The sequence below is a fragment of the Magnetospirillum sp. LM-5 genome (genome assembly GCF_902729445.1).
Classification (GTDB): domain Bacteria; phylum Pseudomonadota; class Alphaproteobacteria; order Rhodospirillales; family Magnetospirillaceae; genus Magnetospirillum.
Window position 1 is genome coordinate 1 of record NZ_CACVCE010000019.1, and the last position, 25,365, is coordinate 25,365.

Sequence of the window (25,365 nt, forward strand, 5' to 3'; positions counted from 1 at the left end):
GGGGCTTGACCCACGGCTGTCCGGTTTAAATTTGGGCGTCCCGCCGCAAACGCTTGTGGTGGGAGCCTTTCAGAGCCTCGAGCCCGGAATAGACGCGAGTCGTCGCCCCACACTCCGTCATGCCCGTGCTTGACACGGGCATCCATGTGGCGCCGCGCAAAAATAGAATGGAAACAGCGCATTATGCGGATGCACGTGGATGGCCGGGTCAAGCCCGGCCATGACGACGAGGGCTGTGGATGGTACCGCGATAATTGAACCGGACAGCAGTGGGCTTGACCCGGCTATCCACGTGTCTTCGCAAAAAAACCATTGAAAACAGGTAGTTAGACTGCGCCGCGTGGATGCCCGGATCAAGTCCGGGCATGACGAAGAGGGGCTTTCGGACACCAGATCGGTGTTTTTCCGCAACCTGTTAGCCCAACGTGCCGATGGCCAGGCGCGAGGCGCTTTGCTTGGCTTGCTTCTTCAGCACGGCGATCTGCTGGCCGACCTCATCGACCGAACAGGCCGCCCGGCCGGCGGGCAGGTGGATCACCGCCGCCGATACCGTCATCAGCGGAAAGCGCAGGCAATTGCCTTGGCGGTCGGTGCCGTCGATATGGCCCTGCTTGCGGGTGGCATCGTCATAGAAGCTTTCGACGTCGCGGGCGAAGGCCGCGATCAGGCGGGTGGTGACCGCGACGGCCTCGTCGGGGGGCAGGCCGCGAAAGGCAGCGAAGAAATCGTCGCCGCCGACATGGCCGGGAAAGCCGCAATCGCGCGGCATCGCCTTGGTCAGAAGCTCGGCGAACAAGGTGATGGCGCGGTCGCCCAGGCGGAAGCCGTACTTGTCGTTGAACGGCTTGAAATTGTCGAAGTCGAAATAGGCCAGCACGAAGGGGGTGTCGGTGGCGGACAGCGCTTCCGACAGATATTCGTGGATCAGGTTGTTGCCCGGCAGCCGCGTCAACGGATTCTGGTCGCGGGCGGCGGCCAGGTTCTTTTCGTTGATGACGCGCAGCAGCGAGTGGGCCGACAGGAAGCCGACATATTTCATGGTATCGACGATCAGGATGCCTTCGGAATTCTCGACCGCCGAATAGACCTGCAGGATCTGCTCGGCCTTGGTGTTGATGTCGGCGATCGGGCAGCGCACCACGAAATCCTTGAGCCGCCGGCCGATGGTCTTGTTGGCGATCAGCGCCTTGCCGTATTGGGAATAGGTGTAGTCCTTGAGCTCGGCCTCGCGCACGATGCCGACCGGCTCGCCGGCGGCGTCGATGACCGGAAAGAAGGTCACCGTCTTGTCGGCGCGGAAGCGTTCGAACACCTGTTCCATCGGGCAATCTTGCATGATCGGCTCGACCTGGGTGATCTGGTCGGCGATCAGCTTCTGGTCGCTGACCTGCACCCGACGCTCGCCCCGGCCCAGGCGCTCGATCTCGCCGTAATGGGGCAGCAGATCCTCGGGCCGGCGGGTCGGTTTTTGCACCAGCCAGCCCTGGATCAGGTCGCAGCCGATATCCTTGCAGACGAAATATTCGCGCTCGGTCTCGACGCCTTCAGCCAGCACCACCACGCCCAACAGATGGGCGATGTTGACGATCTGGCCCAGGAACAGCTTCTTCTTGGAATCGGACGCGATGTCCGAAATGAAGAAGCGGTCGATCTTCAGCACGTCGGGGGCCGAGAAATACAGCAATTGCAGGCCCGAAAAGCCGGTGCCGAAATCGTCGATGGCCAGGCGGAAATTGGCCTTCTTGTAGTGGCCAAGCGCGATGCGGGCGGTCGCTGGCTGGCCGATCGGGTGACGTTCGGACACTTCGAACACCACCTGGCTTTCCTCGATGCCGTAAAGGTCCAGCATGGCGCGGGTCTTGACCGGCAGGTCGTTGTCGGCGGCCAGCGAACGGTTGTCGATGTTGACGAACAGCTTGGTCTGGCGCCAATGCGGCATCTGGCGGAATTTGGCCGCCGCCTTCTCGCGCACGCACATTTCGATGTCGGACAGCAGCCCCAGCGCGTGGCCGGTGTCGAACACGTCGTCGATGCTGGCGAAACCGGCCTCTTCGTGGTTGCGCAGCAAGGCTTCGTAGCCGTAGCAGGCGCCGGTATGGATGTTGACGATCGGCTGCAGCGCGATGTCCAGGCGGTCCAGCACGCCGTCCCACGGATCGTCGGGGCGGGTCGAGGTGGGGAAGGGGGTGCCACGCGGCGGCAAGGTCGGTCGGGGGACGTCACTGAGAACGGTGGCGGAATGGGACATGACGCGGCTCGCTTGTGATCGACGCGGGCCGGAGTCTGGTTGTCGTGCCCCCCGCGAGTCAACGTCGATACCGTGACGCAACATAAACTTCACGGGGCGCTTCCATCTTTGTTAAATGGTTTTACCGACGCGGCCGATGCGGGCATCATCAGCCGATGGCTGTCGTCGAGAATCCCACCCAACTGCCGGCCACCCTGGCCGACGACCTGGACCTGATCGCCGAGATGACCGGCGACTTCGCCCGCTCCTACGATATCGAGGAGACGTTGCGGGTCGGCCTGGCCCACATCAGTACCCGGATGGAGGCCGAGGCGGCCTCGTTGTTCCTGATGGAGGAAGGCAGCGGCGAGCTGGTGTGCCGGGCCTGTTTCGGCCCGACCGACGTCACCGGATTGCGGCTGCCGCACGGCCAGGGCATCGTGTGGCGCTCGGTCAGCCGCAACGCCACCGAATTGGTGCAAGATACCCGCGACGATCCCGACTTCGCCGCCCGGGTCGATGACGACACCGGCTTTCGCACCCGCTCGATCCTGTGCGCGCCGCTTTCCGTGCGCGACGAACGGCTGGGCGCCATCGAACTGTTCAACAAGAAGGGCGGCGGCAGTTTCGATTCCGACGATGTCCGCGTGCTGCAGGCGCTGGCCGCTTCCGCCGCGCTGGCCCTGATCAATGCCCGCCAGGCCGCCGCCATGGCCGAACGCCAGGCATTGTCGCGCGAATTGGCCCTGGCGTCCGACATCCAGCGGGCCATGCTGCCCAAGGACCGATGCGCGGAATTTCCCATCCACGGCATCAATTTGCCGGCCCGGGGCGTATCGGGCGACTTCTTCGACGTGGTCGAACTGCCCGGCGGGCGGCTGGCCTTCGCCATCGCCGACGTCTCGGGCAAGGGCATGAACGCCGCCTTGCTGATGGCCAAGACCGCCAGCCTGTTCCGCTGTCTGGCCAAGCGCCTGGATGGCCCCGGCGCGCTGTTGCAGGCCATCGATGCCGAACTGGCCGAGACCGGTTCGGCCGGGATGTTCGTCACCATGGTCGCCGGCGTGCTGGACCCGGCCACCGGCCGGGTGCGGCTGGCCAATGCCGGGCACGAGCCGCCGCTTTTGTGCTGTGGTGCGCGCATGAGCCGCATCGACGAAGGTCTGCCGCCCTTGGGGGTGATCCCGGAAATGTTCGCCGCCGGCTGCCCGGAAAGCGAGATCGACCTGGCCGGCGGCTCCCTTTACCTGTTCACCGACGGACTGACCGAGGCCGACGACGACGGCCGCATGCTGGGGTCCCTGGGCGTCGAGCGGCTGTTGACGCGCCATCGCCTGCTGCCGGCGCCCGAGCGCCTGCGCGCGGTGGTCGCCGAGGTCGCCCCCGAGGGCGCCGCCCTGAAGGACGATCTGACCATGCTGGTGGTCGAGGACCGTCGCGACGGCCCCTTGCTGCGCAGGCTTTATCCGGCGGTGCCGGCCAGTCTGGCCGAGGTGCGCCGCGCCGTCACCGGGGCGCTGACCGCCCAGGGACTGGAGGATTCCCTGGTCGGCGACATCATCTTGGCGGTAGACGAGGCCTGCCAGAACGTGGTGCGTCACGCCTATGGCGGCAGCGGTTCCGGCGACATGATCGTCGAGCTACGTCGCAAGGGCTGCGAATTGGTGATCGATCTGCTAGATTTCGCCGCTCCGGTCGATCCGGCCCGGGTGGCGCCGCGCGACCTGGACGATATTCGTCCGGGCGGATTGGGCACGCACCTGATCCGCGAGATCATGGACCGCGTCGAATTCTTGAAGCCGCCTGCGGGGGCGGGCAACCTGTTGCGGATGGTGAAGGGGCTGGGGAACCAATGAGCGTGAATGTTCGCGAGGAAGACGGTTGGGTGGTGGTGACGCTGGAGGGCGAGATCGACCTGCAGCGTTCGCCCGCCGTGCGCAAGCAATTGATGGAGCTGATGTTCGACAGCCGCGACGTGGTGGTCGACCTGTCCGGTGTCGCCTATATCGATTCGTCGGGCATCGCCTCGCTGGTCGAGGCCTATCAGATGGCCCGCAAGAACAATACCCGTTTCGTCCTGGCGGCGGTCAGCCAGCCGGCGATGCGGGTGCTGCAGCTCGCCCGTCTCGACAAGGTGTTCGCCTTGGCCGAGACCGTCGCGGCCGGGCTGAAGGCTTAAGGGCCGATGCGCGATCGGGTGCTGGACGTTCTGGAAAATGTCGGGCGCGCCGCCACCCGGGGCGTCGCCGAACTGGGATTCGCTGCCAGCCTGCTGGGCCAGTCGGTCTATTGGCTGGTGCTGGGCCGGGCGCGCAAGCAGCCGGTGCGGCTGGCCCCGATTTTCGCGCAAGGCATGGATATCGGCATCGCCGCACTGCCCATCATCACCGTCCTGGCCGCCACCATCGGCCTGATGCTGGCGATCCAGGGCATCTATACGCTGAAGACCTTCGGCGCCGAAAGTCGCGTCACCCTGGGGGTGGCGCTGTCCACCGTGCGCGAGTTCTCGCCTTTGATCACCGGCATCCTGGTGGCGGGGCGGTCGGGCTCGGCCCTGGCCGCCCGGCTGGGCACCATGCGCATCAACCAGGAAATCGATTCGCTGACCGTGATGGGCATCTCGCCGGTGCGCTTCCTGGTGGTGCCGCCCTTGGTGGCGATGGTGGTGCTGATGCCGCTTCTGACCCTGTGGGCCGATCTGGTCGGCCTGGCCGCCGCCGGCCTTTACATCGCCATCGAATTGCAGACCACCTTCGCCGCCTATGCCGACGAGGTGCTGTCGTTGTTGAAGCTGAACGATCTGCTGCACGGCCTGGCCAAGTCGGCCATCTTCGCCGTGCTGGTCACCATCGTCGGCGTGGTCAACGGCGCCTCGGTGACCGGCGGCGCCGAAGGGGTCGGGCGGATGACCACCCGCTCGGTGGTGCACGCCATCTCGGCCATCGTCGTCACCGACATGCTGTTCGTCTTCATGGTGACCCGATGAGCCAGTCCTCCATCGTCGTCGAGAACCTGAACACCTTCTACGGGTCGCGGCACATCTTGAAGAACGTCTCGCTGACGGTCGAACCGGGCGAAATCTTCATCATCATGGGCGGTTCGGGCTCGGGCAAGACCACGCTTTTGAACCATCTTTTGGGGCTGTTGATCCCGACATCGGGGACCATCCGCATCCTGGGCAAGGACATCCACGCAGTGTCGGCCCTTGAACGCCAGGCCTTGCGCACCCGCATGGGGGTGGCGTTCCAGTCCGGGGCGCTGTTTTCGTCGATGAGCGTCGGCGAGAACATCGCCCTTCCCTTGCGCGAGCATGCCGACCTCGACGAGACCACCATCGGCATCGTCACCCGCCTGAAGCTGGAAGTGGTCAGCCTGGCCGGGTTCGAGAATTTGATGCCGGCCGAGCTGTCGGGCGGCATGATCAAGCGGGCTGCCCTGGCGCGCGCCATCGTCATGGACCCGCGCCTTTTGTTCTGCGACGAGCCCTCGGCCGGGCTGGACCCGGTGGTGGCGTCTTCGATCGACGATCTGATCCTGCGCTTGCGCGACGCCATGGGCATGAGCATCGTGGTGGTCACCCACGATCTCGATTCCGCCTTCAAGATCGCCGACCGCATCTGCGTGCTCGACAAGGGCGAGGTGCTGGCGCTCGACACCGTCGATGCGATCCGCCGCTCGGACAACGAGCGTATCCAGAATCTGTTGAACCGCCGCACCGAAGAGGCCGAGGTCGATCCCGACGCCTATCTGCGGCGACTGATGGGCGAAAAGGAGCGGAGCACCCGCTTCGGCCCGCAAGCGAGGAAGGGTCTATGAGGGACGCGCGCACCAATTACGTCATCGTCGGCTCGTTCGTGCTGGCCATGCTGGCGGCGCTGGTCGTCACCGTCGCCCTGCTGACCGGCCGCACCGGCTCGGCCGACATCTACTTCACCGAGTTGGGCCATGTCGGCGGTATCAAGTTCGGCTCGAAGGTGACCTATGACGGCTTCGTCGTCGGCACCGTCGAGGATATCGAGCCGATCCGCGTCGAGGGCAAGACCCGCTTCAAGGTCAAGCTGGCGGTCAAGGAAGGTTGGCCGGTGCCGGAAGGCTCGGTGGCGCGCATCACCGCGCCGGGCATCCTGGCCGCGGTGGTGATCGATATCAAGGGCACCACCTCGGACACCTTGCTGAAGCCCGGCTCGGCCATCCCCGGGGCTCCCGCCGCCAACATCTTCGCCGTCATGAACGACATGTCGGCCCAGGTCACCAAGTTGAACCAGGAAGGCCTGCTGCCCTTGATGGCCACGCTGAACCAGCAGGTCGCCACCCTGGGCGGCGTGCTGGAAAAGCAGGCCCCCGAATTGCTGGCCAACCTGGCCCTGATCAGCACCGATCTGGCCGCCAAGGCGCCGCGCATCACGTCCGACGTCCAGAAGATGACCGGCACCCTGGCGTCCAGCGTGGTCACCGAGGCCAACGCCGCCCAGATCGGCCAGTCCCTGAAGAACGTCGCCGAGTTGACCGCCGGCCTGCAGGACAGCCGCAAGAAGCTGGACGGCATCATCGGGGCCATCGATGCCAACAAGGGCAATGTCGATCAATCGCTGAAGGATTTGCGCCATACCTTGCAGGCGGTGGCGCGGACCATCGATTCGGTGACCTACAACCTGGAAGGCACCAGCCGCAACGTGCACGAATTCTCGCGTCAGATCCGCGACAATCCCGGCGTCCTGATCGGCGGCACCAAGGGCGCCGGCGACGGGCCGGGCAAGCGGTAGGTGTCGATCACACGGATGGAAGCTTGACGATGCGCGTCACCTTATCTCAGGAGCAGGAAAGCCTGACCGAGCGTATCATCGGAGCCGCGTTCCAGGTTTCGGCCTCGCTTGGACATGGGTTCCTTGAAGCTGTCTATCGTAAAGCCATGATTGTCGGCTTGCGCCAGACCGGGATGAACGTCGAGGAAGAAGTCCCGTTTACGGTTCGCTACCTTGGTGCGCCAGTCGGAACGTATCTGGCCGATCTATGCGTCGAATCCCAGGTTCTGGTCGAGTTGAATTCCGTGGCCGAATGGAACGCAGCCCATCGCAGTCAAGTCGTCAATTATTTGCGTGCCAGTGGTTTGCCGGTCGGATTGCTGATCAATTTCGGCCAGCCCAAGGTCGAAGTTCGGAGAGTGTTGGCATGATTCCTCCCATCCGTGTTCATCCGTGGCCCGCGCGAGCGGGCATCCGTGTCATCCGTGTTATCTTGTTGCTGTCATCACTCGCCGCCTGCGCGCAGCCGGCGCCGCCCAGGGACAGTTTCCACCGGCTCGACGTCGCCCAGCCCGCCCAGCGTTTCACCGCGCCGGTGCTGCCGGGTGTCCTTGAGGTGGCCCGGCTGGAAAGCGAAGGCATGCTGAACGAGCGACCGCTGGCCTATCAGGAGGCCGACGGTTCGCTGGCCCGCTACCGCTATGATCTGTGGACCGAGGTGCCGGCGGTGATGCTGCAGGAACACCTGACCGAGGTGCTGCGCGGCGCAGGCATCGCCGGGACCATCACCACGCCCGATTTACGGGTGCCGCCCGACTGGATACTGCGCGGCCGCATCTCGCGGTTCGAGTTGGTGCCGTCCTCGGGCAAGGTGGCGGCCAGGATCCGTCTGGCGGTGGTGTCGGCCAAAGACGGCGGCCTGGTGCTGCAGGAAACCTATGGGGCGGAGGTGCCGGCCGCCACCGGTCCCGATGCCGAGGTCCAGGCGCTGGGCGCCGCGGTCAGCGATATCCTGGCCCGCTTCGTCGGCGATCTGGGGCGGGCGCGGCGATGAGCCTTCGCAAGCGTCACGCTCCGCCGTCGCGCGCCAAGGCGCGGGGCAATGCCGTCACGCCCCGCGCGGTCGAGGTGACCATCGACGAACTGGGTGCGCGCGGCGACGGCATCGCCCGTCTGCTGGGCGAGTTGGTGTTCGTGCCCCTCACCGTTCCCGGTGACCGGGTGATTGCCCGCGTCGAGGGCCGGCGCGGCGACGGTCTGGTTGCCGCTTTGGTCGAGGTGCAAGCGCCCGGACCCGACCGTGCCGACCCGCCATGCCCCCATTTCGGCCGCTGCGGCGGCTGTTCGCTGCAGCATGTGGGCGCCACGTCCTATGGCGCGTGGAAGCGCGACCTGTTGGTCACCCATCTGGCCCGCCACGGCTTCGCCGACGCCCTTGTCGATCCGTTGATCCAGGTCCCGGCCGGGACCAGACGGCGCGCCACCTTCGCCTTTCATCGCTCGAAATCGGCGACGATCCTGGGCTTCAACGGCCGGGCCAGTCATACGGTGATCGACGTCGATTCCTGCCTGTTGCTGGACCCGGCCCTGGCCGCCCTGATCGCCCCCTTGCGCCGCATGCTGGGCGAGGTGGTCGCCGCGGGCGAGGATGGCGACGTCACCATTCTGGCCGCCGATTCCGGGCTGGACGTGCTGGTGGAAGCCGACGCCCGGCTGGACCTGTTCGACCGCGAGCGCCTGGCCGCCTTCGCCGATTCCCACGATCTGGCCCGGCTGTCGTGGCGCCGTCCGGGGGCGGGCTTCGTCGATCCCATCGCGCGCCGCCGCCCGGCAATGGTCAGCTTCGGACCCGTTCAGGTCGAGCCGGCCCCGGGCGGCTTCCTGCAGCCGACCAAGGAAGGCGAGAACGCCATCGCCGCGGCGGTGCTGGCCGGCATCGGCCCGGCCCGTCAGGTCGCCGACCTGTTTTCCGGTTGCGGCAGCTTCACCTTCCCGCTGGCGGCCCAGGGCCGCACCATCCACGCCGTCGAGGGTGAGGAAGCCCCGGTTCGGGCCCTGGAAGCGGCCGCGTCCCGGGCCGGGCTGAAGGTGACGGCCGAGGTGCGCGACCTGTCGCGCCGTCCGCTGCACGCCCAGGAACTGAAGCGGTTCGACGCCGTTCTGTTCGACCCGCCCCGGGCCGGTGCGGCGGCGCAGGCCGAAATGCTGGCCGAATCCGGGCCTGATCGGGTGGTGGCGGTGTCGTGCAATCCGGCGACCCTGGCGCGCGACCTGCAGACCCTGGCCAAGGGCGGTTATCGGCTGGAACGGGTCACCCCCATCGACCAGTTTCCGTGGTCGGCGCATCTGGAAGCGGTGGCGGTGCTGGTCAGGACCAAATAATTGGTGCAGGCCAGTTGCCACGCTGTGCGCGGCTGGGTAGAGTGGCGTCGCCCGAGCCTGTCCAGGTGGGCGTCCTCTCCCGTTTGCTTGAATGCCTGCCATGCGCCCGTTCGCCATCGTGGGACTTGTCGTCCTGTCCTTTCTCCTGGTCCGTCCATTGGCGGCGGCCGAGCGTGCCATCGGCGTGTTCGGCGATTCGCTGGGCGACGGCGTGTGGAGCGCGCTGACCTTCCTTCTGAAGAAAAGCGAGGGCGACAAGGTCTTTCGCTACACCAAGGTCGGCGCCGGCCTGACCCGGCCGGATTTTCCCGCCTGGATCGAGGAATTGCCCAAGAATCTCGAGGTCGATCGCATCACCCATGCCGTGGTGATGGTCGGGGCCAACGACCTGCAAAGCGTGCGCGACGAGAACCGGCGCGGCTTTCTGTTCGGCACGCCGGGCTGGAAGCAGGTCTATCAGGCCCGCATCGAGAAGATGCTGGACGCCTTCGCCGCCCGCGACATTCCGGTGGTGTGGCTGGGCCTGCCGATCATGGCCAAGGACGAGTCCAACCAGGGCAGCCAGATCTTGAGTGAGGTGTTCGTGGCGGCGACCCTCAAGGGCAAGCGGGTCACCTATCTGCCGCTGATCGACGATTTCAAGGGCGAGGGCGGGGCCTTCGCCACCCATCTGCCCGACGATGCCGGCAAGTCTCGGCAGGTCCGTGTCGAGGACGGCATCCATTTCACCCATTACGGTTACGAGCGAATTGCCCTGAAGGTGCTGGCCCGGTTCGCGGACAAGCCCTGATGGTTCTGCTGCGGCTGGCCCTGGTGGCGATGATGGCGGCGGCGACGTGGGCGGCGGCGGGCGCGCTGGCCGCGCCGCAGCGCAAATCCGCCGCCCCCGCCCTGCAGACCGATTCCCGCAAGATGATCGCCCCCCAGGCTTTGGCCGGCTTTTACCGCGACCTTGCCCGGCTCGAGGCCGGCGAGATCGATCAGTTGCACATCGTGCAGTTGGGCGACAGCCACACTGCCGGCGACGTCTTCTCGGGCCGGCTGCGCAGCCGGTTCCAGCAGATGTTCGGCGCGGCCGGACGTGGCGCCATGCCGCCCGGCAAGACCTTTCCCGGCATCCGTCAGAAAGAGGTGTCGCTGAGCCAGGGCGGCGCCTGGACCATGCGCAACAGCAAGCTGGGCAACCCCGACGATCTGGCCTATGGCCTGAGCGGCTTCGTCGCCGTCAGCGGTCAGGGCGGCGGCTGGATGCAGGTCTCGCCCACCGAGGACAGGCTGTTCCAGTCGGCCCGGATCGATTTCCTGCATGCCGACAGCGGCGGCGCCTTCGACGTTCTGCTGGACGGCGAGGCGGTCGAGACGGTGTCCACCGAAGGCCCGGATGGTCGGCCCGGCCATGTCGAGGTGGCGGCGCCGCACGGCGCGCGCGTCCTGGGGCTGGCGACGTCCGCCCCCGATGTGCGGATCAAGGGCTGGTCCCTGTTCGAAGCGCGTCCCGGCGTGCTGGTGGAAAGCTTCGGCATCGTCGGCGCCACGGTGCGGGTGGTCGAACGCTGGCACCCGGCCAGCGTCGCCGCCGACCTGGAAGCGCTGCGCCCGTCGCTGGTGATCCTTGCCTATGGCACCAATGAGGGATTCGAGGTGACGCTGGACCTGGCGGAATACCGCTCGACCTTCGCCCGCGTGCTGGGCCGGTGGCGCCATCGCGCGCCGGTCCTGGTGGCCGGTCCGCCCGACGGCCGCCGGGCGGCCCCGGCCTGCAAGGAAAAGCCCAAGAAGGGCAGGAAGCCCCCGCCTTGCCGCTGGTTCACCCCGGCCAACCTGCCCCTGGTGCGGGGCATCCAGCGCCAGGAAGCCCAGGCCCTTGGCGCCGCCTTTTGGGACTGGTCGGCGCAAATGCCCGAGCCGGGCGGCATCGAACGCTGGGTCAAGGCCGAGCCGCCAATGGCGCGCGGCGATTACGTTCATTTCACCACTTTGGGGTATGAAAGTGCTGCGGATGCCCTGTTCGAGCAATTGATGGACGGTTACGCCCAGTTCAAGGCCAAATCCCTGCCGGTCAAACCGAGATAGACATGCTGTTCCCGACGCTGAACTTTGGATTGTTCTTCCTGGTGGTGTTCTCGGTGGCCTGGGCGCTGGTCGGCCATCATCGGCTGCGGCTGGCCTTCCTGACCGCCGCCAGCTACCTGTTCTACGGCTTCTGGGATTGGCGCTTCTGCGCGCTGCTGGCGGCCAGTTCGCTGGGGAACCATCTGTTCGGCCGGCTGATCTTCGATTGCCCCGACCCCCAGCGGCGCAAGACCATCCTGACGGTGGCGATCGTCCTGAACCTGGGCTGCCTGGCCGTCTTCAAATATTTCAACTTCTTCCTGGAATCCTTGAACGACCTGCTGATCCTGCTGGGTGTCGGGCGGGATATTCCGTTCCTGTCGGTGCTGCTGCCGGTCGGCATCTCGTTCTTCACCTTCCACGGCATCTCGTATCTGGTCGATCTGTATCGCGGCACGCTGGACCGCCCGGCTTCGGCGCTGCAGATGCTGCTTTATATCTCGTTCTTCCCGCAATTGGTGGCGGGTCCCATCGTGCGCGCCGCCCATTTCCTGCCCCAGCTTCGGCGCCCGGTCGATCCGGCCGACATTCCCGCCGTGCGCGCCTTCCTGCTGATCCTGGGGGGGCTGTTCAAGAAGGTGGTGGTGGCCAACATCCTGGCCACCGCACTGGTCGATCCGGTGTTTCGCGATCCGCAATCCTTTGGCGCCATCGATCTGATGCTGGCCGCCTATGGCTATGCGGTGCAGATCTATTGCGACTTTTCCGCCTATACCGACATCGCCATCGGCGTGGCCGCCCTGTTCGGCTATCGCTTCCCGCAAAACTTCAACCAGCCCTATCGTGCCGTCGGCTTGCGCGATTTCTGGCGGCGCTGGCACATCTCGCTGTCGTCATGGCTGCGCGACTATCTGTACATCTCGCTGGGCGGCCAGGATCGGCGGACCCGCAACCTGATGATCACCATGCTGCTGGGCGGGCTGTGGCACGGCGCCGCCTGGACCTTCGTCGCCTGGGGCCTGCTGCATGGGGCGATGCTGGTGGTCGAACATCGGGCCGCCCATGGCCGTCAGCCGCTGGCCGGCTGGCAGCGGGTGGTGGCCCTGGTGGCGACCTTTCATCTGGTGTGCCTGACCTGGATCTTGTTCCGCGCCCCCGATCTGGGGCTGGCCTTGGATTATCTGGCCGGCTTCGCCCGCTTGGGCCAGGCCAGCCAGGTCGCCCAACCCATGGTGCTGGCGCTGCTGGCCGGCGGGATCGGCGCCCATTTCCTGCCGGCCGGCCGACTGGACTGGCTGGAACGCCAGGTCGCCATCCTGCCGCGCACGGCGCAAGCCGCCGCCTTGGGTGCGGCGATCGTGCTGATCGACCGCCTGGGCCCTGATGGTGTCGCCCCCTTCATCTATTTCAGGTTCTAGCCATGAGCTATCTGTCCGAACCGCCCCGCCCATTGACCCACCGACCCCCGGTCGAATCCATGACCGGGGCCGGGCGCACGCCGCTGCGGGGCGTCATCCGGATGGTGGCGCTGGCCAGCGCGGTGGCGCTGGTCTTGGGCTCGCAGGCCATCCTGGATTGGGCGCTGGCCTTGCCGGTCCATCCGGCCAGCGACATGGCGGTGAATGCGGCCGACCAGTGGCACGCCTGGATGGGCCAGGTCGGCCTGACCCGTCCGGCCGAGGCGGCCCGGTCAGGCTTTCGCCAGCTTCAGGGTCAATAGTTGCCCGTGGAAAAGTCCCTCGGCTTCGCCTCGGTGTACTTTTCCCCGATTTTGTTTGGAAACCCCGTGCTCAAGCAAGCTTTCCGCGCGGGATTGGCGTGTTTTCCCGCCACGAGGCGAGCACGGCTCGCCTCGTGGCGGCTACGGTTTTGCCGGTTTTGCGGCCCAAGGGGCCGAAAAACCGGCAAAACGACAGACATGAAAAATAGGAGCAGGGCCGTCCCAAGCCTATTTTTCTCTTTTTGAACCAACGTGCGAAAGTACACTGAGCGAAGCGAAGGACTTTTGCACGGACGACTCAATAGCCGCGCAGACCCATCGCCAATTGGCGATAGAACTGGCCGTTGCCCTTGGCCTGTTCGGCGGTCAGGTCCTTGCGGGCCAGCCGCTCGGCGGCGGCGACGTCGCCCTTCAGGGCCAGCAGCAGGGCATAATTCTGGCGGACCTGGGCCTTGGCGGCGGGTTGTTCGTTGGCCTGGCGCAGGGCGTCGAGCGCGCCGTCCAGGTCGCCCGACTGGGCCCGTGACAGGCCCAGATTGTTCAACACCACCGGATTGTCGGGATTGATCGCCAGGGCGGTCAGATAGGCGGCCTGCGCCTTGTCCCATTGTTCCTGGTAATCATAGGCGACGCCCAGGGCCGAGACGATTTCCCAATTCTTCGGCGCCTTGGCCTGGGCCTCCTGAAGGGTGCGCAGCGCCAGACCCAGGCGGTCGGCGGCCAGATAGGCCTTGCCCAGCTCGGCCAGCACCAGGGCCGGTCGTTCGCTTCCGGCCAGCGAATTCAACAGGTCGATCGCCGCCTGCGATGCCCCCGAGAAGCGCAGGTTGCGCGCCAGCGACAGGGCCAGGCGCTGGTCGTCCGGATGACGGTCCAGCAGCGCGCGGTAATGCTGGACGGCGCTGCGGTAATCATAGGACGCCTCGGCCTCGCGGGCGGCCTGGCGCAGTGACGGCTCGACCGCTTCGGACAGGCCCGAGACGGTGGGGGTGCTGGTCTGGGTGGTGCCGCAAGCGCTTAGAATAATGGTCAGTGCACTTGCAGACAAAACAGCACGAAAACTATATAAAATTTTCGACATTTTGTTTTCCTCTGGTCCGCAGCAAGTTAACTTCTAATACCATACGCCATAATATGGCCTTGGTTCCAGCGCTATTATATTTTGAATGGGCCATTGGTTTGTGTTAGTGTGATTGTTGCATGATAACGACTTGAGTGGGGCCTCCCATGCGTGCCGCCATATTGACCACCCTTCTTGTTGTGCTGGCGCTTCCGGCCTGGGCCGAGCCGCTGCGGGTCGGCCGGGACGAGGCCATCGTGGTGCCGCTGAACGGTGCCGCCCGCGACGTGGTGGTCGGCAATCCGCGCATCGCCGACGTTCAGGTCCAGGGGCCGCGCCGGCTGGTGGTGATCGGCAAGGGCTATGGCGAAACCAGCCTGACCGTGCTGGATGGGGCTGGGCGGGTGCTGCTCAGCCAGCCCGTGGTGGTGACCGGCGGCGAAGAACGCCTGGTGTCGGTGATCACCGCCGACAAGTCCGGCTTCAAGGAAACCCATTTCTCGTGCGCGCCGCGTTGCGTTCGTGTGCTTGAGGATCAGGCACCGGGCACGCCGGCGCCCAAATAGGCCGAAGGCCGTGTCCTCCCTGCTTCGCCATGACGGCGGCGCCGTCGCGCCGTTGACCGCCATCACCCTTCCGGTCCTGCTGGGGCTGGTCGGGCTGGGGGTGGAAACCGGCATGTGGTACGCCGACAAGCGGGTGTTGCAGGTCCAGGCTGACGCGGCAGCCATGGGCGGCGCCTTCGAGGTGGCCGATGGTGGCCAGGCCTCGAGCGCGGCGGCCCGCGACGCCGCCCGTAACGGCTTTTCCCAGGCCAATGGCGGCAGCCTTTCGGTGTCGGTGCCGCCCGGTTCGGGGGCCTATGCGGGTGATTCCAGCGCCGTCGAGGTGACGGTCAGCCGCAGCCGCACCCTGCTGTTCGCCGGATTGTTCCAAGGCGGCGACGCGGTGACCATCCGCGCCCGCGCCGTCGCCCGGGTCATCCAGAACGGCCAGGCCTGCGTGCTGGCGCTGGAAGGGGTGCAGTCCCAGGCGCTTTACTTCACCGGCAGCGCCACCATCAACCTGATCGGTTGCGGCGTCGCCGCCAATTCCACCAGTGCCCAAGCGATGCAGGTGTCGGGCAGCGCCACCTTGAACACCGGCTGGGTCGATCTGGTCGGCAATTATTCGGTATCGGGGTCGGGGGTGTTGAATTCGGCGACGGTTCCGCGCACCGGCATCTCGCCGATCGCCGATCCGTTCGCCGACCTGCCGTCGCCCAGCACCGGGTCATGCCTGAAGACCGGATACAAAAGCAAGGCCCATCAATCCGAGACGCTGCAGCCCGGCACCTATTGCAACGGCATGGAAATCGGCTCGCAAGGCAATGTGACGCTGTCGCCCGGCACCTATGTCGTCAAGGGCGGCACCTTCAAGGTCAACGGCAATGCCAGCCTGACCGGCAGCGGCGTGACCATCATCCTGAGCGGCAGCGGCAGCGATTACGCCCTGGCCGACATCAATGGCGGGGCCAGCATTTCCTTGACCGCGCCCAGCACCGGCGCCTATGCCGGGATCGCCTTCTATCAGGATCGCAACGCGCCGACCGGCCCGGACAACAAGTTCAACGGCGGCTCGACCATGAACATCAACGGAGCCATCTACTTTCCCCGGCAAGAGGTCAAGTTCACCGGCGGCAACGCCACCGGCGGCGGCTGCACCCGCATCATCGCCCGCGAGGTGATCTTCACCGGCAACGCCGACATGGAAAACAATTGCGCGGCGCTGGGGTTGGACACCAGCACCACCAGCGTCCGCCTGGTGGAGTAGGGGCGATGATCCGCCGCCTTGTCCGCGACCAGACCGGAGCCTCGGCGGTGGAATTCGCCCTGGTGGCGCCGATGCTGATCGCCCTGGTGCTGGGGCTGGTGGATTTCGGCTCCGCCCTGCGCGAGCGCATGCAACTGACCGCCGCCGCCCATGCCGGCATCCAGTACGCGGCGCGCAATCCCGACAATCTGGGCGGCATTTCCAGCGCGGTGACGGCGTCCGGCTCGATTCCGTCGGCGCGGCTTTCCATCGCCACCTCGACCGCCTGCGAGTGCTCGGACGGCACGTCGGTCGCCTGTGCCGGCGGGGCCTGCCCGGTCGGCTCGCCCCGGACCTATGTGACGGTGACGGTGGCCGAAAGCTATCCCTTGCTGTTCCATTATCCCGGCCTGGGGACCAGCGTCAGCTTGTCGGCCCAGGCCAGCCAGCGTGTCGAGTAGGGGGGGCGGCGATGAAACGGCGCCTGGGCACTGACCAATCCGGCGCGGCGGCCATCGAGTTCGCCCTGATCTTGCCGGCACTGTTGATGTTGATGCTGGGCGTGGTCGAATTCGGCCGGGCGCTGTGGACCCACGGCACGCTGCAATACGCGGTCGAGGAAGCGGCCAGATACGGCGCCGTCGATGACCTGGCCAGCAGTACCGGTGTGGTGGCGCGGGCGCGGGCGCGCATGGCCGGGCTCGACGCCGCCGCCGTCACCGTCACCGCGACCCTGGGGGTCAGCTCGGTGACGGTCACCGCCAGCCAAAGCCTGAACTGGCTGGTCCCCGGCCTGCTGCCGGCCGATGCCGTTTCGCTGTCGGCGACGGCGACCCATCCGCGCTGACGATCACCACACCGGCGCCACCAGCGGCCATCGGCCCGACTGGTGCAGTTCCTTACGCAAGGATGCGGCCCGCAGGCGGGCTTCCAGGTCCAGTTCGGGATTTTCGAGCGAGCGGGCGACGCGGCGGGTGCGGCGCATCGGTTCCAGCAGCAATGCATCGGCCTCGGCCTCGGGCGGGTCGCCCCGGGGCGACAGTTCGGCCAGCCTGACCCAGGTCAAGGCTTCCAGGAAATCGCGGGATCGGTGCTGGCCGCGAAAGGCCAGGGTGGCCAGGGTCATCTGCGCCATGCGCTGGCCCGCACGGGCGGCGCCGTCCAGCAAGTCCAGCCCGCGCGCCACGTCTGGTTCGCCGCCCAGGCCGCGCACCAGCATGATGCCCAGCACGGCCCGGCCCTCGACGTTGCCCTGGGCGGAGGCGGCCTCGGCCAGGCGGCGGGCTTCCTGTGCATTCATCTTGACGCCGCGCCCGGTCACCAGCAGCGTCGCCAGCCGACCTTGCGCCCCGGCATGACCGGCATCCGCGGCCTGGAGATACAGCGCCACGGCGCGGGACAGGGATGGCTTGATGAACAGGGCTTCGCCGATCTTGCCTTCGATGCCGATGTTGAAGTCATCGGCGCGCCCATGATGCAGCCGGGCCAGATGGTAAGCGGAGTCGGGTTGGCCAAGGGCGACCCCCTTGGCGCAGAAGGGCGCATGGGTTCTGATCAGGATGAACGGCAGGCCGGCATTGCGGCAGGCGAAGGCAATGGCGGCCGGATCGCCCCGCTGGGCGGCGGCAAGCAGGTGCGGTGCCGGGGTGCCGCCTTCGTAAGGGGGCTCCCACAGTCCGGTGATGGCCTGCGCCTCCACCTGGAGCGCCAGCAGACCGGGCGGATCCTTGGCCGCCCGCTGGCGCAGCAAGGCGGCGGTTGCCGGAGTAGGCTCGCGCAGGCCTTGGCGGTACTCCATTCGCCAGGTTTCCACTGCGTTGCCGGTCTCGATTTCACCCATGCCTGCGCGGGCAAGCTCGGCCAGCACTGCGTCGCTGGGGCGTTCGCCCCACCGCGCTTTCATGTCCCACATCGCATCGGGGTCGCCCGCAGCAGCGGCGGCGGCTTCGGTCGCCTGATCGCGGATGAAGCCGTTGGCATCGAAGCCTTTGGATTGGGCGTGTCCAGCACTGGAAAACAAGGCCAAAGCCCCGACGATCATCCAGGTCTTGGCGTTCATTGTTTCTTTCCCCGGAAATTTCCTGTCCGGCCCCAGGTGGGAATTCCGAACGGGCCTGGCTTGAGTTGTATTTCCCATCCATCCGCATCAACGCCCATGGATGGCGTGTCGTTCCTGTCCTTGCCAGAACCCCACGGCCTGGGCACCGTCCTCACCTGGCCGGTGCTCGGGTCCTTGATGTTGGGGGAAACATCGGACGCCCGGCCGGTGTTCGGTTGGCGCCGATCCTGCATCGCCGCCAGTTCGACGTTCATCGTCTGTTCGGTCGGTCCGCCGGGGCGCATGAAGCCATCGACCTTCAGGCCCTGGTCCTGCTGGAACGAGCGGATACCCTGGAACATCTTGTCGTCGGTCCAGTCGTCGATGCCGCGCTCGGGCGGGACCGGGTAATATCCCAGCTGGTTCAAGGCGGTCTTGGTGTTGACGATGTCGTCGGGATCGACCTGATAGTCCGTTCCCATCGGTTCCTTCAGCGAAAATAGGTTCAGGCAAACCCTCGCGATAGAGTAATGCTGCAGAGCCATGCCGTCAAAGGGGTGCGTGATGGAGCGATAGAACCCCAAGGTTGCGGCCAATGGCAAGAAACAACTCCCAAATGGGATGAAATGCTGTGGCGAGACCGGATTGCTTGGCTTGGTTCAAAAAAACCGCCGAAGCCTCAACAAAGGTTTGAATCATTAGGGTGGTCTAATTTAATGTCAGCCCCAATAAGCCGACAGGAGCAGGTATGCGGGACCCGGAAGCGATTCATGACGCCGACCTTGGACAATCCGAGGTCAAGACCACCACCTGTTACATGTGCGCCTGCCGCTGCGGCATCCGCGTGCATCTGCGCGACGGCGAGGTCCGTTACATCGAGGGCAATCCCGATCACCCGCTGAACCATGGCGTGATGTGCGCCAAGGGTGCTTCGGGCATCATGAAGCAATATTCGCCGGCCCGGCTGACCAAGCCGCTGAAGCGCATGGCCGGGGCCGAGCGCGGCGAGAACCGCTTCGAGGCGATTTCCTGGGACGAGGCCTTCGACATCTTGTCGACCCGCCTGGGCAACATCCGCAAGACCGATCCCCGCAAGCTGGCCCTGTTCACCGGCCGCGACCAGATGCAGGCGCTGACCGGCATGTTCGCCAAGCAGTTCGGCACCCCCAATTACGCGGCGCATGGCGGATTCTGCTCGGTCAACATGGCGGCCGGCATGATCTACACCATCGGCGGCAGCTTCTGGGAATTCGGCGGCCCCGATCTGGACCGCGCCAAGCTGTTCGTGATGATCGGCACCGCCGAGGATCATCACTCGAACCCCATGAAGGTCGAGCTGTCGAAATTCAAGCGCGGCGGCGGCCGTTTCATCGCCGTCAATCCGGTCCGCACCGGCTATGCCGCCATCGCCGACGAATGGGTGCCGATCCGCCCGGGCACCGACGGCGCCCTGCTGCTGGCCCTGATCCACGAGATCATAGACAAGGGCCTGTTCGACCGCGAATTCCTGATCCAGTACACCAACTCGGCCGAGCTGGTGAATTTGAACGAGGAAGCCGACGAGTTCGGCCTGTTCGTGCGTGACGCCAACGTGCCGGTTCGCCCCGACACCTTCGACACCCCCGACCGCATGTGGTGGGACCGCTATAGCGACCAGCCGACCATCTCGCGCACTGCCGGCACCGACGGCCGCCTGATGGGCGAGTACAAGATGCCCGACGGCACGCCGGTCAAGCCGGCCTTCCAGTTGCTGAAGGACCGGGTCAAGGACTACACCCCGGAATGGGCCGAGGGCATCACCGGCATCCCCGCCGCCACCATCCGCCGGCTGGCTCATGAAATGGGCGTCACCGCCCGCGACCAGAAGATCGAGCTGCCGATCTCGTGGACCGACGCCTGGGGCAAGGAACATGATTCGGTCACCGGCAATCCGGTGGCCTTCCACGCCATGCGCGGCCTGGCGGCCCATTCCAACGGCTTCCATACCATCCGGGCCCTGTCCATCCTGATGACCGTGCTGGGCACCATCGACCGGCCCGGCGGGTTCCGCCATCGCGCGCCGTTCCCGCGGCCGATTCCGCCCTGCCCGAAGCCGCCCAAGGGGCCGCACGCCATCCGGGCCGGCCATCCGCTGGAAGGCACGCCGCTGGGCTGGCCGGCCGAGCCCGACGATCTGTCGGTCGATGCCGACGGCAACCCGCTGCGCCTGGACAAGGGCTTCTCGTGGGAATATCCGCTGTCGGTGCACGGGCTGATGCACAATGCCATCACCAATGCCTGGCGCGGCGATCCCTATCCCATCGACACGCTGTTCCTGTTCATGGCCAACATGGCGTGGAACTCGACCATGAACACGGTCGAGGTCAGGAAGATGCTGACCGACAAGGGCGAAGACGGCGAATACAAGATCCCCTTCATCGTCGTCGCCGACGCCTTCCAGTCGGAAACGGTGGCCTTCGCCGATCTGGTGCTGCCCGACACCACCTATCTGGAACGCCATGACGTCATGAGCATCCTGGACCGGCCGATTTCCGAATTCGACGGGCCGGTCGATTCGGTGCGCGTGCCGATCCTGCCGCCGACCGGCGAGTGCAAGCCGTTCCAGGACGTCTTGATCGAGCTGGGCACCCGCCTGGGCCTGCCGGCCTTCGTCACCAAGGCGGGCGAGCGCAAGTACCGCGACTATCCCGACTTCATCATCAATTTCGAGACCGAGCCGGGGTCCGGCATCGGCTTCCTGTCGGGCTGGCGCGGCAAGTCGGGCGAGAAGTTCCTGGTGGGCGAGCCCAACCCGGCCCAGTGGGAGATGTACGCCCGCAACAACAACCATTTCCATTACGAGCTGCCGCGCAGCTATCAGTACATGCGTAACTGGAACAAGGGCTACCTGACCTGGGCCCAGCGCCATCGCCTGGTGCGCTATCTCGACCCGATCAACATCCACATCTATTCGGAAGTGCTGCAGAAGTTCCGCCTGGCGGCGCTGGGCAAGTGGAAGGGCAAGCAGCCGCCGGATCATCTGCGCGAGCGGGTTCGTCAGTTCTTCGACCCGCTGCCGTTCTATTACGTGCCGCTGGAATGGCAGAAAACCGACACCAGCAAATACCCCTTAAGCGCCGTCACCCAGCGCCCGATGGCGATGTACCATTCGTGGGATTCGCAGAACGCCTGGCTTCGGCAGATCCACACCCACAATTACATCTTCGTCCACCCGCAGGTGGGCGTAGCCGGCGGCTTCGGCGACGGCGACTGGGTGTGGGTGGAAAGCCCGTGGGGCAAGGTCCGCTGCATGGCCCGCTTCTCGGAAGCGACCGAGCCGGGCACGGTGTGGACCTGGAACGCCATCGGCAAGGCTTCGGGGGCCTGGGGCCTGTCGGCCGACGCCAACGAATCGAAGAAGGGCTTCTTGTTGAACCACCTGATTTCCGAGGAACTGCCGAACATGGTCGGCGGGCGCCACGTCTCGAACTCGGATCCGGTGACCGGCCAGGCGGCGTGGTACGACGTGCGCGTGCGCATCACCAAGGCCGCCGACGGCGAGGCCCAGGAAAGCTGGCCGCAATTCGCCCCGCTGCCCCAGGTGCCGGGCCAGACCGGTTTCACCGCCAAGGTGCGGGCCTTCTTCGCCGGCAAGGGAGGGCGCTGAGCATGTCGGACAAGCAACTCGCCCTGGTCATCGACCTCAATGTCTGCGTCGGCTGCCATGCCTGCGTGACGTCTTGCAAGGAATGGAACACTTCGGGCTGGGCCGGCCCGCTGACCGATCTGTCGCCCTATGGCGGCGATCCCAAGGGGGTGTTCTTCAACCGCGTCCAGACCTTTGAATGCGGCACCTTCCCCAATACCGAGACGGTGCATTTCCCCAAATCGTGCCTGCATTGCGAGGAACCGCCCTGCGTGCCGGTCTGCCCGACCGGGGCGTCCTACAAGCGTGACTCCGACGGCATCGTCCTGGTCGATTACGACAAGTGCATCGGCTGCAAATATTGTTCGTGGTCGTGCCCCTATGGCGCCCGCGAGTTCGACGAGGTCCAGGGCGTAATGAAGAAATGCACCCTGTGCGTCGATCGCATCTACGACACCTCGATCCCGGAAGACCGGCGCAAGCCGGCCTGCGTGCTGGCCTGCCCGCCGTCGGCCCGCATCTTCGGCGACATCAAGGACCCCGAGTCCGAGGCGTCGAAGGCGATCCGCGAGAATGCCGGCTTCCAGCTGATGCCGGAATGGGGCACCCAGCCGGCCAACCATTACCTGCCGCGCCGTAAGACCGCCATGCGCCTGCACGAGGACGAACTGGTCCGCGCCGACAACCCGCTGAAGCTGGAAGCCGAGCTGCCCAAGCCCGCCTTCAGCTCGCCCACCGTCGACGAAATGTCGAGCTGGTAAGAGGAGAGGAACATCATGCGTCCCGCTTTTTCCGTCCTCTTCCTCACCACCCTGATCGGCGCCGGCCAGGGTCTTCTGATCGCCCTGGTCACCGGCCAGTGGTACTTCGTCATCGGCACCGGCGCCGCCCACGAGACCGGCAAGTTCTATGGCATCGGCGCCGCCCTGGCGGTGGTGTTGCTGGCCGCCGGCCTGGTCGCCTCGATCTTCCACCTGGCCAACCCGCAGCGCGGCTGGCGGGCGGCGACCCGGTGGCGCACCTCGTGGCTCTCGCGCGAGGTGATCGTGCTGCCGGCGGTCATGGGCCTGGCCTTCCTGTACGGGGTGACCCACTGGTTCGACTTCAATCCGGTGCTTTACACCTTCGGCAACCAGAAGTCCCTGGACCTGACCATGAGCGTCGGCTTCCTGGCCGCCGGCGCGGCCGGATTGCTGTTCATCTGCACCGGCATGATCTATGCCTGCGTCAAGTTCATCCGCGAGTGGGGCAGCTTCTGGACGGTGATCAACTACACCCTGATGGGGTTGTCGTCGGGCTTCGTGCTGGCGGCGGCCTATACCGGGGCCAGCGGCTCGCCCTTGTTCGGCCTGCTGGCCGGCCTGGGCCTGATCCTGACCGGGCTGGGCCTGGCGACCAAGCTGTTCCATCTGTGGCGCAACACCCGCCTGAAGCCCAAATCGACGATGAAAAGCGCCATCGGCGTCCATCATCAGCAGATCCGCCAGTTGACCCAGGGCTTCCTGGGGTCGTCGTTCAACACCACCGAGTTCGCAGCCCCCGGCGGCCCGGATGCGGTGCGCGCCCTGAATCTGGCCGGGCTGCTGGCGGGGTTCGTGCTGCCGATGCTGCTGCTGGCCCTGGGTTGGAGCCATGGCGAGCCGCCGCTTCTGTGGATCGCGGTGGCCATCCAGTATGTCGGCCTGCTGGCCGAGCGCTGGGCCTTCTTCGCCGGCGGCAACCATGTGCAGAACCTTTACTACCAGCGCATGGCGTGACCAGTACCGGGGTTGCGCGTTGCTGCTGCGCGCAGCCTGTGATAGTTGTGGTTTATGTGTTACCCTCATAGACAATCCTTCGGCGCGACACCGGTTCTTGACGGCGAGCGCGTGTACGATTCTGGGGAGCATCGCTTCAAACACTGCGGAGATAGCGACCGCGCCGAGGTGGTGCGGGATGGCGGAAAATGGATCGGGAAGTGCCCGCGCTCTCTGACGCTTTCTAAAGCTCAGCAGTTGTTGGAAGAGGCCTTGCCCGAGGCGGGCGAAGGCGCTAAGGATGGTGTCCGGGCCTTGTGGAGTGTTTGGCAAGGCGTGGTATATCAGGCTTTCCCGAACGGAGACGGCCGGAGCTGGCATGGTTTTCCGGTACGGAACCGAAAGCACATTCCCACCTCGATACAAAGGCGATTGCGAGATCGGGCGCGCGAATCGGGGTTTGAGAAAGAGTTCGACCAGTGGCTGACCGGATGATCTTCGGAGTTCCCGACGGACTGCATGCCGAGTTGACGTGGCTGCCTTGTCCAGATGGCGCCTTACCTGGTGTCGTGTCGCGGACGTGGGGGGCGTTGAAGCTTTGGGTCGATGCCGAAACCTGTGTCTGGGGCAGCGATGGCGATCCTGTCGAATGGAATTGGAACGACCTTCTGGCGTTTCTTGCCGATGCGTGGGCCGCCCTGGTCTTCGAGGAGCAGCGGCCGTTTTCCGGCCTGGACGAGATTGTTCTGGGTAATCTTCGAGACCAGATCGAGCAACGCTGGACGACGTTCGACAATGAAGCCGATATCGACCAACAGGATGAACGGTTGCGGGCATTTGAATGCCGCCACGATCTCGCTCGTGCTTTGAGGGGAGCAGAGGTACCCTCATTGCTGCTGTTGAGATCCGGCAATCAGATGATCGTCGGCTCGGGTTTGAGAGAGTGGCGCCAGCCGGTCGATGATGTATTGAGTTGCCTTGAGGGCTTGGCTGGACACATTCGAAGCCGATTGGCGACCATGGCTGAGGCCTCTCCATTGATCGCCGCGTGGGACTCTCGGAAGGAACGATGCGCGCAAGAGGGTTTCCGCCTTGCCTCTGGCCTGGACGAGGCAAGATTGAAGCGGATATGGCCGGCCAAGAACCAGAATCTTCCTCGGCCAGCCAACACCAATCTCCCTGAATTGGCTGTTGCCGCTCGCATGATGGATGGAGTGCTCAAGGATTCGGACATCGGGCGGTTGCTGGCCGAATTGGGTAAGCTCCACCCGACCCGTACTCAGGGATTGGACACGCATGCCGATCTGTGCCGGATACACTCTGGCTTGCTGAGTGAAAGTGAGCCGAGGGCTCAAGGCGAGCGTGGCGCGGTTTGGCTGCGGCGCCATCGTCAGATGGCCGATGCCAGCCGGTTCGACCCCGCGCAATTTCTGACGGAACACTCGGTAGAGATCATCGAAAGAAAGCTCGGCACGCGTAAGATTGATGCTGTCGCTGTCTGGGGGCCTTCGCACGGGCCAGCGGTCATCGTCAACACCGAGGGTCAGCGGAGTTCGCAGCCGGCCGGCCGTAATTTTTCACTTGCACACGAAATCGGTCATTTGCTGATGGACCGTCGTCAGGGGCTGCCCGTCGCCGAGGTGCTGATAGGCAAGAAGTGGACCCGGGTCGATCGTCGACTGGAGACCCGGGCCAACGCCTTCGCCGCCGAATTATTGGCGCCAAAGGCTGCGGTGAATCGCATGTTCTGCGAGTGCTTCAGCGATCACTCAGTTTTAGAGACCTCCTTGGATTCCTGGATGTCCAGGGTAGCGGAGCATTTCCAAGCCAGTTACGAATTGATTGCCTGGCAACTCAACAAGCTCGACCTTCTGCGCGGCGATGATCGATTGCTGATTCGAAAATATACACGCTCATTAGGCAGTCTGTAGGGGCTTGGAATAATATTTGATTGCCTTGTGTCCATTCCGTCAACTTCAAAGATTTGACGCG

24 protein-coding genes are annotated in these 25,365 nt (G+C 65.4%); 20 read left to right on the forward strand and 4 right to left on the reverse strand.

Annotation, left to right across the window (positions count from 1 at the left end):
• Nucleotides 1–415 precede the first annotated feature (415 nt).
• Complete coding sequence (locus MTBLM5_RS08720; protein ID WP_173975684.1) at nucleotides 416–2,248, reverse strand: bifunctional diguanylate cyclase/phosphodiesterase; 1,833 nt, start codon at nucleotides 2,246–2,248, stop codon at nucleotides 416–418.
• Nucleotides 2,249–2,403: 155 nt separating this feature from the next.
• Here MTBLM5_RS08720 and MTBLM5_RS08725 point away from each other — a divergent pair, with 155 nt between their 5' ends.
• The 12 genes from MTBLM5_RS08725 (at nucleotide 2,404) to MTBLM5_RS08780 (ending at nucleotide 13,123) form a co-directional block, all read left to right on the forward strand.
• Nucleotides 2,404–4,083, forward strand: a complete 1,680-nt coding sequence (locus MTBLM5_RS08725; RefSeq protein ID WP_173975686.1) for a SpoIIE family protein phosphatase — start codon at nucleotides 2,404–2,406, stop codon at nucleotides 4,081–4,083.
• On the forward strand, nucleotides 4,080–4,406 hold the full coding sequence (locus MTBLM5_RS08730) for an STAS domain-containing protein (protein WP_173975689.1): 327 nt from the start codon (nucleotides 4,080–4,082) through the stop codon (nucleotides 4,404–4,406). The genes MTBLM5_RS08725 and MTBLM5_RS08730 overlap by 4 nt, the downstream gene beginning before the upstream one ends.
• Nucleotides 4,407–4,412: 6 nt before the next feature.
• On the forward strand, nucleotides 4,413–5,213 hold the full coding sequence (locus tag MTBLM5_RS08735) for an ABC transporter permease (protein WP_173975691.1): 801 nt from the start codon (nucleotides 4,413–4,415) through the stop codon (nucleotides 5,211–5,213).
• Entirely contained in the window at nucleotides 5,210–6,043 is an 834-nt protein-coding gene (locus MTBLM5_RS08740) for an ABC transporter ATP-binding protein (RefSeq protein ID WP_173975692.1), read from the forward strand. Before MTBLM5_RS08735 ends, MTBLM5_RS08740 begins: the two co-directional genes overlap by 4 nt.
• Nucleotides 6,040–6,990: an MlaD family protein gene (locus MTBLM5_RS08745; protein ID WP_173975694.1), complete on the forward strand. Its 951-nt coding sequence runs from the start codon at nucleotides 6,040–6,042 to the stop codon at nucleotides 6,988–6,990. Before MTBLM5_RS08740 ends, MTBLM5_RS08745 begins: the two co-directional genes overlap by 4 nt.
• Nucleotides 6,991–7,019: 29 nt before the next feature.
• Nucleotides 7,020–7,400 carry a GxxExxY protein gene (locus tag MTBLM5_RS08750; RefSeq protein ID WP_173975759.1) on the forward strand — a complete coding sequence of 127 codons (381 nt, stop codon included), beginning with the start codon at nucleotides 7,020–7,022 and terminating at the stop codon, nucleotides 7,398–7,400.
• Nucleotides 7,397–8,023: an ABC-type transport auxiliary lipoprotein family protein gene (locus tag MTBLM5_RS08755; protein ID WP_173975696.1), complete on the forward strand. Its 627-nt coding sequence runs from the start codon at nucleotides 7,397–7,399 to the stop codon at nucleotides 8,021–8,023. The genes MTBLM5_RS08750 and MTBLM5_RS08755 overlap by 4 nt, the downstream gene beginning before the upstream one ends.
• Complete coding sequence (locus MTBLM5_RS08760; protein WP_173975698.1) at nucleotides 8,020–9,351, forward strand: class I SAM-dependent RNA methyltransferase; 1,332 nt, start codon at nucleotides 8,020–8,022, stop codon at nucleotides 9,349–9,351. The genes MTBLM5_RS08755 and MTBLM5_RS08760 overlap by 4 nt, the downstream gene beginning before the upstream one ends.
• A 100-nt stretch (nucleotides 9,352–9,451) precedes the next feature.
• On the forward strand, nucleotides 9,452–10,141 hold the full coding sequence (locus tag MTBLM5_RS08765; protein WP_173975700.1) for a DUF459 domain-containing protein: 690 nt from the start codon (nucleotides 9,452–9,454) through the stop codon (nucleotides 10,139–10,141).
• On the forward strand, nucleotides 10,141–11,424 hold the full coding sequence (locus MTBLM5_RS08770; RefSeq protein WP_173975702.1) for a GDSL-type esterase/lipase family protein: 1,284 nt from the start codon (nucleotides 10,141–10,143) through the stop codon (nucleotides 11,422–11,424). The genes MTBLM5_RS08765 and MTBLM5_RS08770 overlap by 1 nt, the downstream gene beginning before the upstream one ends.
• A 2-nt stretch (nucleotides 11,425–11,426) precedes the next feature.
• On the forward strand, nucleotides 11,427–12,821 hold the full coding sequence (locus tag MTBLM5_RS08775; protein ID WP_173975704.1) for an MBOAT family protein: 1,395 nt from the start codon (nucleotides 11,427–11,429) through the stop codon (nucleotides 12,819–12,821).
• Between the two features lie 2 nt (nucleotides 12,822–12,823).
• Nucleotides 12,824–13,123: a hypothetical protein gene (locus tag MTBLM5_RS08780; protein ID WP_173975706.1), complete on the forward strand. Its 300-nt coding sequence runs from the start codon at nucleotides 12,824–12,826 to the stop codon at nucleotides 13,121–13,123.
• A gap of 298 nt (nucleotides 13,124–13,421) precedes the next feature.
• Here MTBLM5_RS08780 and MTBLM5_RS08785 read toward each other — a convergent pair whose 3' ends face one another.
• Complete coding sequence (locus MTBLM5_RS08785) at nucleotides 13,422–14,171, reverse strand: tetratricopeptide repeat protein (protein ID WP_254430966.1); 750 nt, start codon at nucleotides 14,169–14,171, stop codon at nucleotides 13,422–13,424.
• A gap of 179 nt (nucleotides 14,172–14,350) precedes the next feature.
• Between MTBLM5_RS08785 and MTBLM5_RS08790 the strand changes: the two genes are divergently transcribed.
• Genes MTBLM5_RS08790 through MTBLM5_RS08805 form a run of 4 tightly spaced genes read left to right on the forward strand, consistent with a single transcriptional unit; the run spans nucleotide 14,351 to nucleotide 16,821 of the window.
• On the forward strand, nucleotides 14,351–14,749 hold the full coding sequence (locus MTBLM5_RS08790; protein ID WP_173975710.1) for a pilus assembly protein N-terminal domain-containing protein: 399 nt from the start codon (nucleotides 14,351–14,353) through the stop codon (nucleotides 14,747–14,749).
• A 10-nt stretch (nucleotides 14,750–14,759) separates the two neighbouring features.
• Nucleotides 14,760–15,995, forward strand: a complete 1,236-nt coding sequence (locus MTBLM5_RS08795; protein WP_173975712.1) for a pilus assembly protein TadG-related protein — start codon at nucleotides 14,760–14,762, stop codon at nucleotides 15,993–15,995.
• Between the two features lie 5 nt (nucleotides 15,996–16,000).
• On the forward strand, nucleotides 16,001–16,435 hold the full coding sequence (locus MTBLM5_RS08800; protein ID WP_217425002.1) for a TadE/TadG family type IV pilus assembly protein: 435 nt from the start codon (nucleotides 16,001–16,003) through the stop codon (nucleotides 16,433–16,435).
• An 11-nt stretch (nucleotides 16,436–16,446) separates the two neighbouring features.
• Nucleotides 16,447–16,821, forward strand: coding sequence for a TadE/TadG family type IV pilus assembly protein (locus MTBLM5_RS08805; RefSeq protein ID WP_173975714.1), 375 nt, complete (start codon nucleotides 16,447–16,449; stop codon nucleotides 16,819–16,821).
• A 3-nt stretch (nucleotides 16,822–16,824) separates the two neighbouring features.
• Here MTBLM5_RS08805 and MTBLM5_RS08810 read toward each other — a convergent pair whose 3' ends face one another.
• A complete protein-coding gene (locus MTBLM5_RS08810) occupies nucleotides 16,825–18,033 on the reverse strand; it encodes a tetratricopeptide repeat protein (RefSeq protein ID WP_173975715.1) in 1,209 nt (402 codons plus the stop codon).
• The gene (locus MTBLM5_RS08815; RefSeq protein ID WP_173975717.1) at nucleotides 18,030–18,614 is read right to left on the reverse strand and encodes a peptidoglycan-binding domain-containing protein; all 585 of its coding nucleotides are present in this window, start codon (nucleotides 18,612–18,614) and stop codon (nucleotides 18,030–18,032) included. The genes MTBLM5_RS08810 and MTBLM5_RS08815 overlap by 4 nt, the downstream gene beginning before the upstream one ends.
• A 146-nt stretch (nucleotides 18,615–18,760) precedes the next feature.
• Between MTBLM5_RS08815 and MTBLM5_RS08820 the strand changes: the two genes are divergently transcribed.
• The 4 genes from MTBLM5_RS08820 to MTBLM5_RS08835 all read left to right on the forward strand — a co-directional run bounded on the left by MTBLM5_RS08820 (nucleotide 18,761) and on the right by MTBLM5_RS08835 (nucleotide 25,304).
• The gene (locus MTBLM5_RS08820; protein ID WP_173975719.1) at nucleotides 18,761–21,658 is read left to right on the forward strand and encodes a molybdopterin oxidoreductase family protein; all 2,898 of its coding nucleotides are present in this window, start codon (nucleotides 18,761–18,763) and stop codon (nucleotides 21,656–21,658) included.
• 2 nt (nucleotides 21,659–21,660) lie between these two features.
• Nucleotides 21,661–22,398 (forward strand): 4Fe-4S dicluster domain-containing protein, encoded by a 738-nt coding sequence (locus MTBLM5_RS08825; protein ID WP_173975721.1) that lies wholly within the window; start codon nucleotides 21,661–21,663, stop codon nucleotides 22,396–22,398.
• 15 nt (nucleotides 22,399–22,413) lie between these two features.
• Entirely contained in the window at nucleotides 22,414–23,394 is a 981-nt protein-coding gene (locus tag MTBLM5_RS08830; protein ID WP_173975723.1) for a DmsC/YnfH family molybdoenzyme membrane anchor subunit, read from the forward strand.
• Between the two features lie 470 nt (nucleotides 23,395–23,864).
• Entirely contained in the window at nucleotides 23,865–25,304 is a 1,440-nt protein-coding gene (locus MTBLM5_RS08835; RefSeq protein ID WP_173975724.1) for an ImmA/IrrE family metallo-endopeptidase, read from the forward strand.
• The last annotated feature ends 61 nt before the right edge of the window (nucleotides 25,305–25,365 follow it).